This window comes from Streptomyces sp. HSS9-12, from assembly GCF_054963655.1.
Map to the genome: position 1 here is coordinate 86,657 of NZ_JBUEGC010000015.1, position 15,170 is coordinate 101,826.

The following is a 15,170-nucleotide window of genomic DNA, read 5'->3' on the forward strand; positions in this document are numbered from 1 at the left end:
GGCGGTACGCGTGTGAGCGGAGCCGCACCTGCCGCTGCTGCCCTCGGTATGAAGCCTGCCCGCATGAAGGCTGTCCGCGTAGCGGAGGCGGGCCGGTGTCGGCTGGGCCGAGAATGGCCGGGGGGATGGTGGGGTACCGGCCAGTCTCCGGGAGGAAGCCATGGGTATCGCCGACGAGCACCTCATCCCGCTGGTCGACAACGGCCTCGGTAACAGCGCCTATCTGGTCGACCTGGGCGGCGGCCGCGCCCTGGCCGTCGACGCCTCTCGGGACCTGCGTGCCCTGCGCGAAGCGGCCCACCAGCGGGGTCTGACCGTGGCATTCGCCGCCGACACCCATCTGCACGCCGACTTCCTCACCGGCGCACTCCAGCTCGCCGCCGACGACAACGCCACCGTGCTCGCCTCCGCCGCCGGGCACCGCGCCTTCCCGCACACGGCGCTGGCCGACGGAGACGAGGTGGACCTCGGTGGCCTGCGCCTGCGCGCGCTGGCCACCCCCGGCCACACCGACGAGCACCTGTCCTACCTGCTTCTGGACGGCAGCGAGGTGCTGGGGGCGTTCACCGGCGGCTCGCTGATCGTCGGCTCGGCCGCTCGTACCGACCTCCTCGGCGCCGAGCGCGCGGAGGAGCTGGCCCGCGCGCAGTACCGGTCCGTACACCGCCTCGCGGCGCTGCCCGACTCCACCCCCGTCTGGCCCACCCATGGCGCCGGATCCTTCTGCTCCAGCCCGCCCGGACAGGAGCGGACCACCACCATCGGACGGGAGAGGTCCCGCAACGCCCTGCTGGCCGCGGCTGACGAGGACGCCTTCGTGCGCCGACTGCTGGGCTCCGTGGGGTCCTATCCGGCGTACTTCGACCGCCTCGCCGAGATCAACCGCCGCGGCCCCGCCCGTATCAGCGCCGCTCCCGGCCTGGATCCGCTCACGCCCGCCGAGGTACGCGGCCTGCTCATGCGCGGAGCGTACGTGGTGGACGTACGGCCCGTGACCGCATTCGCCGCAGGCCACATTCCGGACGCGATCTCGATCTCGCTGCGCGAGCTGTTCGGAACCTGGCTCGGCTGGCTGCTGCCCGACGACGTCCCGCTGGTCTTCGTCCTGGGGCCCGGCCAGGACGCCGGTGAAGTCGCGTGGCAAGCCCTCAAGCTCGGCTACGAGCGGCTGGCCGGGCAGCTCGCCGGGGGCATGGACGCCTGGCGGGCGGACGGCGGCCCGGTCCAGACCCTGGAGACGGTCGGCGGTGAGGGCGTCGAGGGCCGCCGCGTGCTGGACGTACGCCAGGACGCCGAGTGGGCCGCCGGGCACATCCCCGGGGCCGAGCACATGGAACTCGGCGAGCTCCCGAAGCGGCTGGGGGAGGCACCGGAGGGCGCGGTGGTGCACTGCGGACGCGGCGAGCGCGCCATGACGGCCGCCAGTCTGCTGCAGCGCGCAGGCCACCGGGACCTGGCCGTCCTGGTCGGCGGCGGCCCCGAGAAATGGACGGAGGCCACGGGCCGGAGCCTGGTGGACGGCGCGTGAGCACCAGCGCGCCTCGGGCTTTCAGAGGCCGGGATCACGGCGCATCGCCACCCGGGCTCGACTCGAGCCCTGGCATCCGAATTTGTCGTTTGCGGCAGTGACCTGCAACGATTTCCCGTGCGTACGGCCTCGGCGCAACGAAAATGCGCCGATACGCAAGGTTCGTACATTACGGGCCCCCTCGCGTAGCTCGTAGGGTCATGCGCATTACGTGGAGAGGCGGAGACCGCCTGCTCGACGGCCCCCTCCCTGCGCAGGCTCCTCAAGGCCCTGCCGCCGTGGGCCGTCGTCGGTCGCCGCCGCCTGTCCTTGGCAGCGATAAGGAGCCACCCAAGTGTTGGACAACGGCGCAGCGCCACCCGTTGCAGAAGCCGAGCGCACGGCGACCCAGCAACCGGCGCCCGGCCCCGGTGCCCGCCTTATGCGGCGCAAGCCCGTCGAGCGGCTTGTCGCCGAGGGCGGCAAGGGCGAGGGCGGCAGCCTCCGGCGTTCCCTCGGAATGTGGCAGCTGACCATGATCAGCATCGGGGCCACCCTGGGCACCGGCATCTTCGTCGTGCTCGGCGAGGCCGTGCCGGACGCGGGACCGGCGGTCACGGTGTCCTTCATCATCGCGGGTCTCACCGCGTTGTTCTCGGCCCTCTCCTACGCCGAGCTGGCCGGCACCATCCCGGTCTCCGGCTCCTCGTACAGCTACGCGTACGCGACCATGGGCGAGCTGATCGCCTGGGTCTGTGGCTGGTGCCTGATCCTCGAGTACGGCGTTTCCGTGGCGGCCGTCGCGGTCGGCTGGGGCGAGTACCTCAACGAACTCCTCGGCGGCACCATAGGCATCACCATCCCCGACGCGCTCGCGGCCCCGCCCGGCGACGGCGGACTGTTCAACCTGCCCGCGCTGCTCGTGGTGCTGCTGTCGATGGCCTTCCTGCTCGGCGGTGCCCGCGAGAGCGCCCGCGCCAACACGATCATGGTCGCGGTCAAGATCGGCGCGCTGCTGCTGTTCTGCGCCGTCGCCTTCCAGGGCATCCGCGCCGGCAACTACACGCCGTTCATGCCGATGGGCATGGCGGGCGTCAGCGCCGCCGGCGCCACGCTGTTCTTCTCCTACATCGGTTTCGACGCCGCCTCCACGGCCGGTGAGGAGGCCAGGAACCCGCAGCGTGACCTGCCGCGCGCGATCATGCTGTCCCTGATCATCGTCACCGCGCTGTACGTCCTGGTCGCGGCCGTCGCCACCGGCGCACTGCCGTGGAAGAAGTTCGCGGGCTCCGAGGCCGCCCTCGCCGGGATCATGAAGAGCGTCACCGGGCAGAACTTCTGGGCCGTGCTGCTTGCCGCCGGCGCCGTGATCGCCATCGCCAGCGTCGTCCTGACCGTGCTCTACGGCCAGACGCGCATTCTGTTCGCCATGTCCCGGGACGGCCTGGTGCCGAAGGTGTTCGCCAAGGTGAACCCCAAGAGCGGCATTCCGCGCGCCAACACCGTCATCGTGTCGCTGTTCTGTGGCGTCCTGGCCGCCGCCATCCCGCTGGGCCAGCTCGCCGACGCCACCAGCATCGGCACGTTGTTCGCGTTCGCGCTGGTCAACGTGGCGGTGATCGTGCTGCGCAAGACCCGTCCGGAGATGCCGCGCACCTTCCGGGTGCCGCTGTCCCCGCTGCTGCCGGTCGTGGGCTTCGCCTTGTGCGTCTGGATGATGGGCAGCCTCGACGTCATCACCTGGGTGGTCTTCGGAGCCTGGATGGTCGTGGGCCTTGTGATCTACTTCGGTTACGGCATGCGCCGCTCCCAGTTGGCCGAAGCACAGAAGTGACCTACTCGCAGTGCGACTGAACGATCTCGACGAACGCATCGTCCACGCCCTCGCCGAGGACGCCCGCCGCTCCTACGCCGACATCGGCGCGGAGGTCGGCCTGTCCGCGCCCGCCGTCAAGCGGCGCGTGGACAGGCTGCGCGCCGAAGGCGCCATCACCGGGTTCACCGTACGGGTCGACCCGGCGGCGCTCGGCTGGGAGACCGAGGGCTTCATCGAGATCTACTGCCGTCGCAACACCTCGCCCGAGTCGATCCACCGCGGTCTGGCTCGGTATCCGGAGGTGGCGTCCGCCTCGACCGTGACCGGTGAGGCGGACGCCATCGTCCAGGTCTTCGCCTCGGATGTGCGGCACTTTGAGCGGGTGCTGGAGCGGATCGCGGGGGAGCCGTTCGTGGAGCGCACCAAGTCGGTGCTGGTGCTCTCGCCGCTGCTGCGGCGCTATAGCTCCGGCTCGCCCGCGTAGCGGGTCCGGCTACTGAACGTCCGGACAGTGGTCGCCGCGGGACCCCGCCCCGGCGCCCCGGGTGGCATCCGGAGGCGGCGGCGATATATGCGGACAAAGATTCCCTCGGGGGAACTTGCCGACCGCGTGCGGTGTGACATACGTCAATTCTTCGCTCCGCACCGGAGCCGTCCGCCTCCGGCCCGCTACCCTCCTGCGACCGGGATCCGGACGACCACCGGCCCGGTCACCTGCCTTCGCCCTTGCCTCCGGGGAGACCATGCGCCGGCGTTCTGGCCGCACGATCCGTACGAGGATCGTCACCCTGACCCTCATTCCGACCATTGCCCTGCTCACATTGTGGGCCTCCGGCATGGTGTCGATGACCGGAGACCTACGGGCCCTGATCCGGTTGCAGGGGGTGTACGTGCGGTACGGCACACCCGTGGACACGGCCGTCGGGCAGATCCAGATCGAGCGGCGGCTGTCGGCCGCGTACCTGGCCGCGCCCGACAGCACCCGCCGGCTCGGCGCCCTGACGACGCAGCAGCGCTCCACCGACGACGCCGTACGGGCCATGCGCGCCGCGACGGCCCATCCCGAGCGACGGGACGATCTGAGCGACGACCAGCGCAAGGCCCTGCATGACATGCTCGCCGCCGCCGACAAACTCCCCGCGCTGCGCGAGCGCGTACTCGGCCGGAAGATCTCCTGGGGCCGTGCCGTCGACGACTACACCGACATCGTCCAGCCGACCTTCGCCGTGCAGTCGGCCCTGACCGCGCTCCAGGCCGGCCGTCTGGCCCGTGAGGCCCAGGTCGTCGTGGAGCTGGTACGTGTCCGGGAGTTCGTTTCCCGCGAGGACGCCCTGGTGGCCGGGGCCCGGGCCGCCGGCGGATTCGACGCGGAGTCCTACCGCGCCCTCACCGCGACGATCGAGGACCGCCGGGTCTTCCAGCGGACATACGTCCGCGCGCTTCCGGACAACTCGCGGCAGCTGTTCGAGAAGTTCCAGGCGGGCAGCGAATTCCAGGCTCTCACCAAGGGCGAGGACGCCCTGCTGCGGGCGGGCGAGAAGGGAGCGGGGAAGGTGGTCGCCGAGGACTCCTGGCGCACCACCGTGGACCGGGCGGTCAAGCGCTACATGCTGATGTGCACCCAGTCGGCGAAGAACGCCGCCGCGCGTGGCCGCGCCTTCGCCAAGAGCGAGCTGCTCCACGCGGGCACCGCGGGCACCCTGGGCCTCGCCGCCGTCGTCCTGTCGGTCTGGCTCTCCGCCCGTGCCGGCCGGCGCATCTCCCGGCGGCTCGAAGACCTGCGCGACGCGGCCGACATGCTGGCCTCCCGTCAGCTCCCGGAGGTGATGCGGCGGTTGAGCGCGGGGGAGCAGGTCGACGCGGCCGCGGCCGCACCGCCGCTCTCATACGGGGATGACGCGGCGGTCCAGGACGAGATCGGACAGGTCGGCAACGCCCTGAACACCGCCCGCCGGGCGGCGGTGGAGGCAGCGGTGAAGCAGGCGAGTCTGCGCCGGGGTGTCTTCGCTGTGCTGCTCAACATCGCCCGCCGCAACCAGGCGCTGGTGCACCGTCAGCTGAAGCTGGTGGACACCCTGGAGCGCCGCACGAACGACCCGGACGTCCTGGACGACCTCTTCCGTATCGACCACTTGACGACGCGGATGCGGCGCCACGCCGAGGGCCTGATCATCCTCTCCGGCGCGACACCCGGCCGCCGCTGGCGCAACCCGGTGCCCGTGGTGGACGTGGTCGCCTCGGCGGTGGGCGAGATCGAGGAGTACGCGCGCGTGGTCGTGCCGCCGATGCCCACGGTGGGGATCGTCGGCGACGCGGTGGCGGACATCGTCCACCTGATCGCCGAACTGGTCGAGAACGCGGCCACGTTCTCCCCGCCGCACACCATGGTCACCATGCGGGTGGGCGACGCCCGGAAGGGCTTCGTGGTGGAGATCGACGACCGCGGTCTCGGCATGGACGGCTCCGAGCTGGCGGAGGCCAACCAAACCCTCCGCCGCGCGGAGGACTTCGACCCGACGCAGACCGATCGGCTGGGCCTCTACGTCGTCGGGCGCCTCGCCGCGCGCCACGGGATCGACGTGACCCTCACCCGGTCCCCGTACGGCGGCACCACGGCGGTCGTTCTGTTGCCCAACGCCATCCTGGCCGAGGTCACGGCCGACTCCATGGCCGGTCCCACGGCCGTGGCACCCGGGCAGATCCCGGACGGGCGAACGGCGCGGCGCGAGCTTGAACTTCCCGCGCTCCCGGCACGTACGAGAGTGCCCGAGGCCCGTGCCGCGGAGGAGGAGACTCGTGGGGGAGTGGCCAAGGCGCGGATGCCGGAGCCGGACGTCACGGAGCCGGACGCCATGCAGGGCGCAGACGGGCCCCCTTCGCGTGAGGGCGGCGCGACGGACCGCCTGCCGGCGCTGCCTTCCCGTCGGCGTGGGGCGGTGGACGGCTCGAGCGCCCGGCCCTCCCACGAGGGTCGCGGGGCGGACGGCCCGGGCGGGCTGCCGACGCGTGGGCAGGGTCCGGGGGAGGGGCTGGCCAAGCTGCCCACACGTGTGCGCCAGGCGAGCATCGCGCCCCAGTTGCGCACCGATGGCCAGGAGCCCCTGCACTCATCGTCCGGCGGTGACCGCGACGAGGTCACACCTGAGCAAATGGGCGCTATCTTCGGAGCGTTCCAGCGTGGCCTGGAGCGTGGGCGCGGCTCTGAGCCGCGGCGGTCGGACACCGAGCAGGAGCGAGGGAGCGGACGGTGACACGCGAGGACAACGGCGGTACCGGAACCGGAGTGCGTACGGGCGAGTTCGACTGGTTGCTGGAAGAGCTGGTGGCCCGCACCGACAGCGTCCGGCAAGCCCTTCTGTTGTCATCGGACGGCTTCGCGACGAGCGCGTCCCAGGGCATGCGCGAAGAGGACATCGACCACCTCGCCGCGGTCTGCTCCGGCTTCCACAGTCTCGCCGAGAGCGTCAGCGAACGGTTCGAGGCCGGTGCCGTACGCCAGACCATGGTCATGCTGGAGGACGGGTACCTCTTCGTGACCGAGGCCGGCGAGAGCAGCCGCCTCGCCGTGCTGGCCGATGCGGGGACGGACGTCGGGCAGTTGGCCTACGAGATGTCGCTGCTCGTCAAACGGGCGGGGCGGCACATGGCGTCCCCGGCACGATCGGTGCCTGAGGGCGCCGACGGATGACAGGAAGGGACGACGAGGAGGCGCACTGGTACGAGGACGAAACCGGGCCGATGGTGCGCCCGTACACCGTGACACGGGGCCGCACCCGCCCCGCCAAGGAGCACGCCTTCGATCTGATGGCCCGGGTCACGGCGGTGGGCGGAGCCGGGGACGCGGCCGACCCACGGCTGGCGCTCGACCATGCCCGGATGTCCCTCCTCGCACTGGTACGCCGCGGCTCTCGGCCCATCGTCGAGCTCGCCGCCGACGCCGACCTGCCGCTCACCGTCGTACGGGTCCTGCTCAGTGACCTCCTCGACGCCGGACTCGTCCGGATCGGCCTTCCGGCGGCCCGCGCCGACCAGCCGGACACCGAGCTGCTGGAAGAGGTCCTGGCGCATCTGCGCAAGCTGTGACGGCCACCGGCGGGAGCGGAAGGGGCGGCGGGAACCAGCAGTGGGGCCGCGGTGACCTGCAGCGGAGCGCCGACCAGCCGGTCGTGGGAGCGCTGACCAGCCGGTCGTGGGAGCGCTGAGAAGCCGGCCGGGGAGCGGTCGGGTGCGTGGCCGCGAGATGGCGGCGCAATGAATTCGCCGGAAGGGCGGGTAACGCGCAACGAAAGCCCCATCGGCGCGCAACGGACGCGCCTTGTCCGGCCCCGAGCCCGACCGTACCGTCGAAGCGTTCCCCAAACGTCTGCCCGGTCGTCTCCGGCAGGCTCCGCACGTCCCAGCGAAGAGGTCCCATGGCGTCGCTGCGCACCGCGCTGTTCCAAGGTCCCTGTGGCGTTCCCAGCCACACCGAGGACAGCCTCGCCGCGCTCGCCGATGCCGCCCGCTGGGCCGCCGGCACCGGTGCCCGGCTGCTGCTCGCCTCCGAGCTGTACCTCACCGGCTACGCCATCGGCAGCGCCGTGCCCGAGCTCGCCGAGTCCGCCGATGGTCCGGGCGCCCAGCGCGTGGCGGAGATCGCCGCCGAGCAGGGCCTGGCCATCGCCTACGGCTACCCGGAGCGCGAAGGCTGCGCGGTGTACAACTCGGTCCAGCTGATCGGCCCTGACGGCGGGCGGCTGGCGAACTACCGCAAGACGCACCTCTTCGGCGAGTTCGAGCACACGTACTTCAGGCCGGGCGACGAGGCGGTCGTCCAGGCCGACCTCGACGGTGTCCGGATCGGTCTGCTGATCTGCTATGACGTCGAGTTCCCGGAGACCGTACGGGCGCATGCCCTCGCCGGGACCGAACTGCTGCTCGTCCCGACCGCGCTGATGCGGCCGTACGAGATCGTCCCCCAGACGATCCTCCCGGCCCGCGCCTGGGAGAACCAGCTCTACGTGGCCTACGCCAACCGCTGCGGCCCCGAGGGCGACTTCCACTTCGCCGGGCTCAGCTGCCTCGCGGCCCCCGACGGGACCGTACGGGCTCGCGCCGGCACGGAAGCGGACCGGATCGTCGCCGACGTCGACCCGGAGTTCCTGAAGGCCTGCCGCGCCGAGAACAGCTACCTGGGCGACCGCCGCCCCGAGCTGTACGCATCCCTCGGCTGAGCGCCGACGCAGCCGCCCCACCACCCAAGTCCGTACGTAGGAGAGTCCAGTCGATGACGTCCACGGTGCCCACCGCCGTTCCTGAGACGAGCGCCCAGCCTTCCCCTGGCCTTCGGCATGGGGAACCCCAGCCGCCCGTCACCATGTTCGGGCCGGACTTCCCGTACGCCTACGACGACTTCCTCGCCCACCCGGCGGGCCTCGGCTCGATTCCCGCCACCGCGCACGGCACCGAGGTCGCGGTGATCGGCGGTGGCCTGTCCGGCATCGTCGCCGCGTACGAGCTGATGAAGATGGGCCTCAAGCCCGTCGTGTACGAGGCGGACCAGATCGGCGGCCGGCTGCGCACCGTCGGCTTCGAGGGCTGTGCCGCCGAAGGTGACGAGGGGGAGCTGACGGCCGAGATGGGCGCCATGCGCTTCCCGCCGTCCTCCACCACCCTCCAGCACTACATCGACCTGGTGGGCCTGGAGACCAAGCCGTTCCCCAACCCGCTCGCGCCGGAGACTCCCTCGACCGTCATCGACCTCAAGGGCGAGACCCACTACGCCGAGACGCTCGACGACCTGCCGCAGGTCTACCGCGACGTGGCGAACGCGTGGAACGCCTGTCTGGAGGAGGGTGCGGACTTCTCCGACATGAACCGCGCCATCCGCGAGCGCGATGTCCCGCGCATCCGCGAGATCTGGGCCCGGCTCGTCGAGAAGCTCGACAACCAGACCTTCTACGGCTTCCTCTGCGACTCCAAGGCCTTCAAGTCCTTCCGGCACCGGGAGATCTTCGGCCAGGTCGGCTTCGGCACCGGCGGCTGGGACACCGACTTCCCCAACTCCATCCTGGAGATCCTGCGCGTCGTCTACACCGAGGCGGACGATCACCACCGCGGCATCGTCGGCGGTAGCCAGCAGCTTCCGCTGCGGCTGTGGGAGCGCGAGCCGGAGAAGATCGTCCACTGGCCGTACGGCACTTCGCTGAAGTCCCTGCACGGCGGCGAGCCGCGCCCGGCCGTCACCCGGCTGGGCCGTACCGCGGGCAACCGCATCACGGTCACCGACGCCCACGGCGACATCCGTACGTACCAGGCGGCGATCTTCACCGCGCAGAGCTGGATGCTGCTCAGCAAGATCCAGTGCGACGACTCGCTGTTCCCCATCGACCACTGGACGGCGATCGAGCGCACCCACTACATGGAGTCCTCCAAGCTCTTCGTGCCCGTCGACCGGCCGTTCTGGCTGGACAAGGACGAGGAGACCGGCCGGGACGTGATGAGCATGACGCTCACCGACCGGATGACCCGCGGCACGTACCTGCTGGACAACGGCCCGGACAAGCCCGCCGTGATCTGCCTCTCCTACACCTGGTGCGACGACAGCCTCAAGTGGCTGCCGCTGAATGCCAACGAGCGGATGGAGGTCATGCTGAAGTCGCTCTCGGAGATCTACCCGAAGGTCGACATCCGCAAGCACATCATCGGCAACCCGGTCACCGTCTCCTGGGAGAACGAGCCCTACTTCATGGGCGCGTTCAAGGCGAACCTGCCCGGCCACTACCGTTACCAGCGCCGCCTGTTCACCCACTTCATGCAGGACCGGCTCCCCGAGGACAAGCGCGGCATCTTCCTCGCCGGTGACGACATCTCCTGGACCGCCGGCTGGGCCGAGGGCGCCGTGCAGACCGCCCTCAACGCCGTGTGGGGCGTCATGAAGCACTTCGGTGGCGCCACCGACCCGTCCAACCCCGGTCCGGGCGATGTGTACGACGAGATCGCCCCGGTGGAGCTGCCGGAGGACTGATCCGGCCTCGCTCCGGCCCCAGCCCCGGGCCGCCGCCGTGCTGCTTGTGAGTGCTCAGAGCGCGGCGGCGGCCCGCATCCATGCCGGTCCGCCAACGGGCGCGCTCAACCCGTCCGCAGCGGGGTGAGCAGAAAACGGCCGACCAGTCCCGCAGCAGCGTCCAGTCGCCCGGCGAACGCGTCGTACAGGTCGTCGGTGTGCCGCAGTCCCCACAGCACCCGGGACGCGGCCCACGCGGAGTCCCGCGCTCGCTCCAGGCTCCACGAACCCACCAGGTGCGTCAGCGGATCGGCCACCTCCAGCAGGTCGGGCCCGGGCATCAACTCCTCGCGGATCCGCTCCTCCAGCGCGGTGAGCACATCCCCGACCCGTTCGAAGTCCGTCTCCAGCGCCGCTGGTTCGCAGCCCAGGCCGGTGCAGGTGTCGACCACGGCCAAGGCCAAGTCGTGCCCGACATGGGCGTTGATGCCCGCCAGCGCGAACTGCAGCGGCCGCACCCCCGGATGGCGCCGGGCCTGGAACAGCGGCCGCCAGCAGTCCGGCGTACGGTGCCCGGTCGCGGCCGCCTCGACCGCCGCCAGATAGCGGTTGCCGAAGCGCGCCGCCAACTCCCGTGCGGCCGAGGGGTGCTGGAAGAAGCCCGTCGCCCCACGGCGGACCATCTCCTTCGTGACCGACAGATACACCTGGTTGAACACGGCCACCCCGTCGCGCTCCGGCAGCTCCGCATCGAGTGCGCGCATCCGCTCCGCCACGTCATCCAGGTCCGCCGCCGCGGACGGGCGAGTCGTCGTCATGGGGCACAGGGTGTCAGCCCGGTCCGCTGAGGCTGGGGACGATGCCCGCCGCATGACCGGAACGGCGTAACCGGGTGCCTGATGAGACGGTGCTCGCAGGTCACAGAGCTTGGCTGCCGCCCTGGTCGGCGACATCAGCGCGCGGCCGGCCGCGTCGGGCGGCCCGCGCCAGAGGCACGGGCAGACGGGGCGCGGCTGAGCGCAGTCCCGGCGGCTCGCCTGTGGTGCCGGGCCTGGCCGGTGGGCGTGCTCAGACCTACCGTGGAGGCATGGACAAGGACACAGGGCGGCAGAGCGAGACAGCGGCCTCGTTCGTCTGTCCCGTGTGCGGGCACCCCGTCGAGCCCGTCGTGGTGAAGCGGCGGAAGGTGCTCGGGGCTGTGGTGCCGGTGTGGGGACCGGGGCCGTGCCGCAACCCCGAATGCCCGCTGAACGCCAAGAAGCGGGAAGGGGAGAAGCCGCCGACCGGCCAGGAGAGGGCTGCGCCCAAGACTGAGTAGCTGGTCGGGGCCCGCCGGCCCGGCGCGCCGCGCCCCGCCCCGCGTGTCCGCGAAGCCGACGTCGTCGGGGCGCCGTACCAGATTCGCGCCTTCAAGATCTGGGAGCGCTGAGTGTGCGACGCTCCTGTCCCACCTGGGCCGCCCAGGGGCTGGTGGAACACCAGCGGCCCCGCACGGCGGGCCGGCCTGGACGGGCTTATCCCTGCTCGGCCCGGGTCGGCTGTGGTACGGCTGCGGGAGCGGCCTCCGCTGCCGTGCGGGCAGCGGGCCGCAGCATGCCGGCACCCAGCACCAGCCCCAGAGCCAGCAGCGTCACCAGGCCGAACGACACGGTGAGCGATGTCGCGTTGGCGATCGAACCGATCGCGGACGGGGCCACCAGCCCCGAGGTGTAGGTGATCGTCGCGACACCCGCGATCGACTGGCTCGGCGCGGGCCCGCTCCGGCCGGCCGCGGCGAAGGCCAGCGGGACGACCACCGCGACACCGAGTCCGATCAGCGCGAAGCCTGCCATGGCCATCACCGGATGCACGGCCGCGACGACCAGCCCTCCGCCGGCCGTCGCCAGCACCCCGCCCACACGGACGGTGCGTACGGGCCCGAAGCGCCCCACCACGGCGTCCCCGGCCAGCCGGGCCGCCGTCATCGTGCAGGCGAACGCGGTGGTGGAGCCGGCGGCCACACCGGCAGAGGTCTCCAGGACGTCCCGCAGGTAGACCGCCGACCAGTCCAGGCTCGCGCCCTCGGCGAAGACCGCGCAGAAGCCGACCAGACCGATCGCGAGGGCGGACTTCGGGGGCAGCGCGAAGCGCGGCGGCGGGTGCTCCTCCGGAGCGCTGCGCAGATCGAGCACCCACTGGCAGGCGAGAACACCCAGCAGCGTCAGGACGGCCGCCGCGGCCGCCAGGTGCACCCGGGCGTCCACATCGGCGTGCGCGGCGACCGTGCCCGCCGCGGAACCGGCCAGCGCACCCGCGCTCCACATGCCGTGCAGCCCGGACATGATCGACCGGCCGAGGCGTTCCTCGATCTCCACGCCCAGGGCGTTCATGGCCACGTCGGCCATGCCCGAGGTGGCACCGAAGACGAACAGCGACAGGCACAGGGTCAGCAGGCCGGGGGCGAAGGCGGGCGGTACGAGGCTGGCCGTCCACAGGGCCAGCAGCCCGCGCAGCGCCGCACGGGCGCCGAAGCGGTGGCTGATACGGCCCGCCAGCGGCATCGCGACCGACGCTCCGATCGCGGGGAAGGCGAGGGCGAGGCCCAGCTGACCGGCGCTGAGGTCCGTATGCTCCTGGATCCAGGGCACGCGGGTCGCGAAGTTGCCGGTGACGGCCCCGTGCACGGCGAACACGGCGGCGACGGCCAGGTGCGCCCGCCGCAACCGCCGCTGGGCAGTGCCGGGCTCGGCTGCCGCTTCCGGCCCGGAGACCGTGCCCTGCGCACTGGTGCGTTTCATCCTGCGAGCCCTCCCGGAAGCGTGCCGTCCCAGGCCGTAAGCGTCTCCCAGCACGACGTGGGCCATCAACCGCGATTCCCCCGGCGGCAAGAGCCCCCACCCGTGCCGGGTGCGCGACCGGCGCGGCCCGCCGCCAGCCCGCGCCTCCGGCGCGGCTTTCTCCGCCCCCTGCCCCTTGAACGGGCAGGTGGGCGGGAGGAAGCGCCGGCGTGCAGCGCCGATAGTTCAGGCCGGCTGCTGGTCCAGGGCACGCCCGCCGCGCCGGTGGCAACGCGCTCGCGCGCCGGCGACCCCGCCATGGCCCCGCAGCGCGGGGGGCCACGACACCGGGTCGGCCTACGGGGCCTGCGCGGCCCGGTGCCGACGGAGATGGGCGCCGCTCCGGCCGTATCGGGTGACGCAGCGGGCGAACACGTACGCGCTGCGCACAGGTTGAGCACCCGCACAGGCACCACGCTGTCCGGCAGCTGGAAAAACACGTTCGCGGCCTGGCCGGTTGACCTCGTCCAGCGAGAACGTCCCAAGCGCCCGCAGCAGTTGGCGCGGCTTGTGCGCCCATCACCGCAGCCGCCGGGCTGCTGTGCGTGACGCATACGGCGTGTTCTGTGAGCCAAGCCACATCGGCCGCCCGGTATAGATCGCGATCCGGCATGGCACACTGGAGCCGTACCAGTGACGTCAGCGCACTCCGGGGTCGGTGAAAGTCCGAACCGGCGGTTAAAGTCCGCGACCCGGTCGCATCCAGCGGCCGGTTGACCAGGTGAAATTCCTGGGCCGACGGTTAAAGTCCGGATGGGAGGCAGTGCGCGGCGGGCGATCACCGGTGCGCCGCTGTCCAGCGGCCGCCTCCCGCGGCGGCCCGCGTCCCCTACGCGGCGTTCCCCCGGTGTCTCGTTCCGCTCATGTCATCTCGACAGCCCCGGAGTCCGTGCCCGAAGAGGCAGGAGGACCCGGTGGCCACCGCAGCATCGATCGAGCGTGACGCCATGCGTCGCGCCATCGCGCTTGCCGCCCGCGGCCTCGGCTCCACCAGCCCCAACCCCGTCGTCGGCTGTGTGATCCTCGACGCCTCCGGACGGATCGTCGGCGAGGGCTGGCACCAGCGCGCCGGCGGACCGCACGCGGAAATCCACGCCCTGCGCGCGGCCGGCGAGCGCGCCCGCCGCGGCACCGCGGTCGTCACCCTCGAGCCCTGCAACCACACCGGCCGCACCGGCCCCTGCGCGCAGGCCCTGCTCGACGCCGGGATCGCCCGCGTCGTGTACGCCGTCGCCGACCCCACCCCGACCGCCACGGGCGGCGCCGCCACGCTCGCCGCCGCAGGCGTCGAGGTCGAAGGCGGACTGCTGGCCGAGGAGGCCGAGGCGGGCAACGTCGCGTGGCTGACTTCCGTACGCCTCGGCCGCCCGTTCGTCCTGTGGAAGTACGCCGCCACGCTCGACGGCCGGATCGCCGCCGCCGACGGCACCAGCCGCTGGATCTCCTCGCCGGAGTCCCGCGCCGACGTGCACCGGCTGCGCGCCCTGGCCGACGCCGTCGTCGTCGGCTCCGGCACCGCCCGTACCGACGATCCCCAACTCGGCGTCCGCCACCTCGACATGCTCGACCTGCTCGATAACGAGGTCATCCAGCCGCTGCGCGTCGTCGTCGACAGCAACGCCACCGCCGTGAAGCCCGGCGCCCGCGTCCTCGACGGCACCGCGCCCACCCTGATCGCCGTCGCCGAGGACGCCGACGCGGCGCACCTCGAAGGACTCGCGCCCCTCGTACGGCTGCCGCGCGCCGCCGCCGACGGCCCGGGCCTGAGCATCGCGGCCCTCCTGAGGGCCCTGTACGAGCGCGACGTGCGCTCCGTACTGCTGGAGGGCGGCCCCACTCTCGCCGGAGCCTTCATCGCGGCAGGCGCCGTCGACCAGGTGGTCGGCTATCTCGCTCCCGCACTGCTCGGAGCCGGGCCCGCCGCCCTCGCCGACGCCGGGATCGCCACCATCGCGCAGGCGTTGCGCCTCGACGTAACGGAGACCACCCGGCTCGGTCCCGATCTCCGCATCACCGCCGTTCCCACCACCCCTCAGGAGAGCTGAC

The 15,170-nt window shown here is 72.0% G+C and carries 12 protein-coding genes and 1 riboswitch; of the genes, 10 read left to right on the forward strand and 2 right to left on the reverse strand.

The features are described from left to right. Nucleotides 1-160: 160 nt before the first annotated feature. The 8 genes from ACY34J_RS10830 to ACY34J_RS10865 all read left to right on the forward strand — a co-directional run bounded on the left by ACY34J_RS10830 (nt 161) and on the right by ACY34J_RS10865 (nt 10,329). Nucleotides 161-1,528, forward strand: coding sequence for an MBL fold metallo-hydrolase (locus ACY34J_RS10830; RefSeq protein ID WP_462726254.1), 1,368 nt, complete (start codon nt 161-163; stop codon nt 1,526-1,528). A gap of 334 nt (nt 1,529-1,862) precedes the next feature. Beyond that, the gene (locus ACY34J_RS10835) at nt 1,863-3,341 is read left to right on the forward strand and encodes an amino acid permease (RefSeq protein WP_462726255.1); all 1,479 of its coding nucleotides are present in this window, start codon (nt 1,863-1,865) and stop codon (nt 3,339-3,341) included. A gap of 10 nt (nt 3,342-3,351) precedes the next feature. Further along, nucleotides 3,352-3,807 (forward strand): Lrp/AsnC family transcriptional regulator, encoded by a 456-nt coding sequence (locus ACY34J_RS10840; protein ID WP_462726256.1) that lies wholly within the window; start codon nt 3,352-3,354, stop codon nt 3,805-3,807. A gap of 259 nt (nt 3,808-4,066) precedes the next feature. Then, a complete protein-coding gene (locus ACY34J_RS10845; RefSeq protein WP_462726257.1) occupies nt 4,067-6,574 on the forward strand; it encodes a sensor histidine kinase in 2,508 nt (835 codons plus the stop codon). Continuing rightward, a complete protein-coding gene (locus ACY34J_RS10850; RefSeq protein ID WP_462726258.1) occupies nt 6,571-7,011 on the forward strand; it encodes a roadblock/LC7 domain-containing protein in 441 nt (146 codons plus the stop codon). Before ACY34J_RS10845 ends, ACY34J_RS10850 begins: the two co-directional genes overlap by 4 nt. Then, the gene (locus ACY34J_RS10855) at nt 7,008-7,406 is read left to right on the forward strand and encodes a DUF742 domain-containing protein (protein ID WP_462726259.1); all 399 of its coding nucleotides are present in this window, start codon (nt 7,008-7,010) and stop codon (nt 7,404-7,406) included. Before ACY34J_RS10850 ends, ACY34J_RS10855 begins: the two co-directional genes overlap by 4 nt. A gap of 329 nt (nt 7,407-7,735) precedes the next feature. After that, nucleotides 7,736-8,536: a carbon-nitrogen hydrolase family protein gene (locus ACY34J_RS10860; RefSeq protein WP_462726260.1), complete on the forward strand. Its 801-nt coding sequence runs from the start codon at nt 7,736-7,738 to the stop codon at nt 8,534-8,536. Nucleotides 8,537-8,589: 53 nt separating this feature from the next. Further along, nucleotides 8,590-10,329, forward strand: coding sequence for a flavin monoamine oxidase family protein (locus ACY34J_RS10865; RefSeq protein ID WP_462726261.1), 1,740 nt, complete (start codon nt 8,590-8,592; stop codon nt 10,327-10,329). A gap of 104 nt (nt 10,330-10,433) precedes the next feature. On the opposite strand, the gene ACY34J_RS10870 is transcribed toward ACY34J_RS10865, so the two are convergent. Then, nucleotides 10,434-11,126: a DUF5995 family protein gene (locus ACY34J_RS10870; protein WP_462726262.1), complete on the reverse strand. Its 693-nt coding sequence runs from the start codon at nt 11,124-11,126 to the stop codon at nt 10,434-10,436. Nucleotides 11,127-11,395: 269 nt separating this feature from the next. Here ACY34J_RS10870 and ACY34J_RS10875 point away from each other — a divergent pair, with 269 nt between their 5' ends. Beyond that, nucleotides 11,396-11,626, forward strand: a complete 231-nt coding sequence (locus tag ACY34J_RS10875; RefSeq protein ID WP_462726263.1) for a hypothetical protein — start codon at nt 11,396-11,398, stop codon at nt 11,624-11,626. 196 nt (nt 11,627-11,822) lie between these two features. Here the strand turns inward: ACY34J_RS10875 and ACY34J_RS10880 are convergent, their stop codons facing one another. Beyond that, nucleotides 11,823-13,085: an MFS transporter gene (locus ACY34J_RS10880; protein WP_462726264.1), complete on the reverse strand. Its 1,263-nt coding sequence runs from the start codon at nt 13,083-13,085 to the stop codon at nt 11,823-11,825. 679 nt (nt 13,086-13,764) lie between these two features. Further along, nucleotides 13,765-13,895: riboswitch (FMN riboswitch) on the forward strand. A gap of 143 nt (nt 13,896-14,038) precedes the next feature. On the opposite strand from ACY34J_RS10880, the gene ribD reads away from it, so the two are divergent. Further along, nucleotides 14,039-15,169: a bifunctional diaminohydroxyphosphoribosylaminopyrimidine deaminase/5-amino-6-(5-phosphoribosylamino)uracil reductase RibD gene (gene ribD / locus ACY34J_RS10885; RefSeq protein WP_462726265.1), complete on the forward strand. Its 1,131-nt coding sequence runs from the start codon at nt 14,039-14,041 to the stop codon at nt 15,167-15,169. Nucleotide 15,170: the final 1 nt, after the last annotated feature.

Coding starts and splice junctions, on each gene's coding strand:
- ACY34J_RS10880 (WP_462726264.1), bottom strand. CDS start 13,085: ATGAAACGCACCAGTGCGCAGGGCACGGTCTCCGGGCCGGAAGCGGCA.
- ACY34J_RS10870 (WP_462726262.1), bottom strand. CDS start 11,126: ATGACGACGACTCGCCCGTCCGCGGCGGCGGACCTGGATGACGTGGCG.
- ACY34J_RS10865 (WP_462726261.1), top strand. CDS start 8,590: ATGACGTCCACGGTGCCCACCGCCGTTCCTGAGACGAGCGCCCAGCCT.
- ACY34J_RS10845 (WP_462726257.1), top strand. CDS start 4,067: ATGCGCCGGCGTTCTGGCCGCACGATCCGTACGAGGATCGTCACCCTG.
- ACY34J_RS10855 (WP_462726259.1), top strand. CDS start 7,008: ATGACAGGAAGGGACGACGAGGAGGCGCACTGGTACGAGGACGAAACC.
- ACY34J_RS10860 (WP_462726260.1), top strand. CDS start 7,736: ATGGCGTCGCTGCGCACCGCGCTGTTCCAAGGTCCCTGTGGCGTTCCC.
- ACY34J_RS10875 (WP_462726263.1), top strand. CDS start 11,396: ATGGACAAGGACACAGGGCGGCAGAGCGAGACAGCGGCCTCGTTCGTC.
- ACY34J_RS10830 (WP_462726254.1), top strand. CDS start 161: ATGGGTATCGCCGACGAGCACCTCATCCCGCTGGTCGACAACGGCCTC.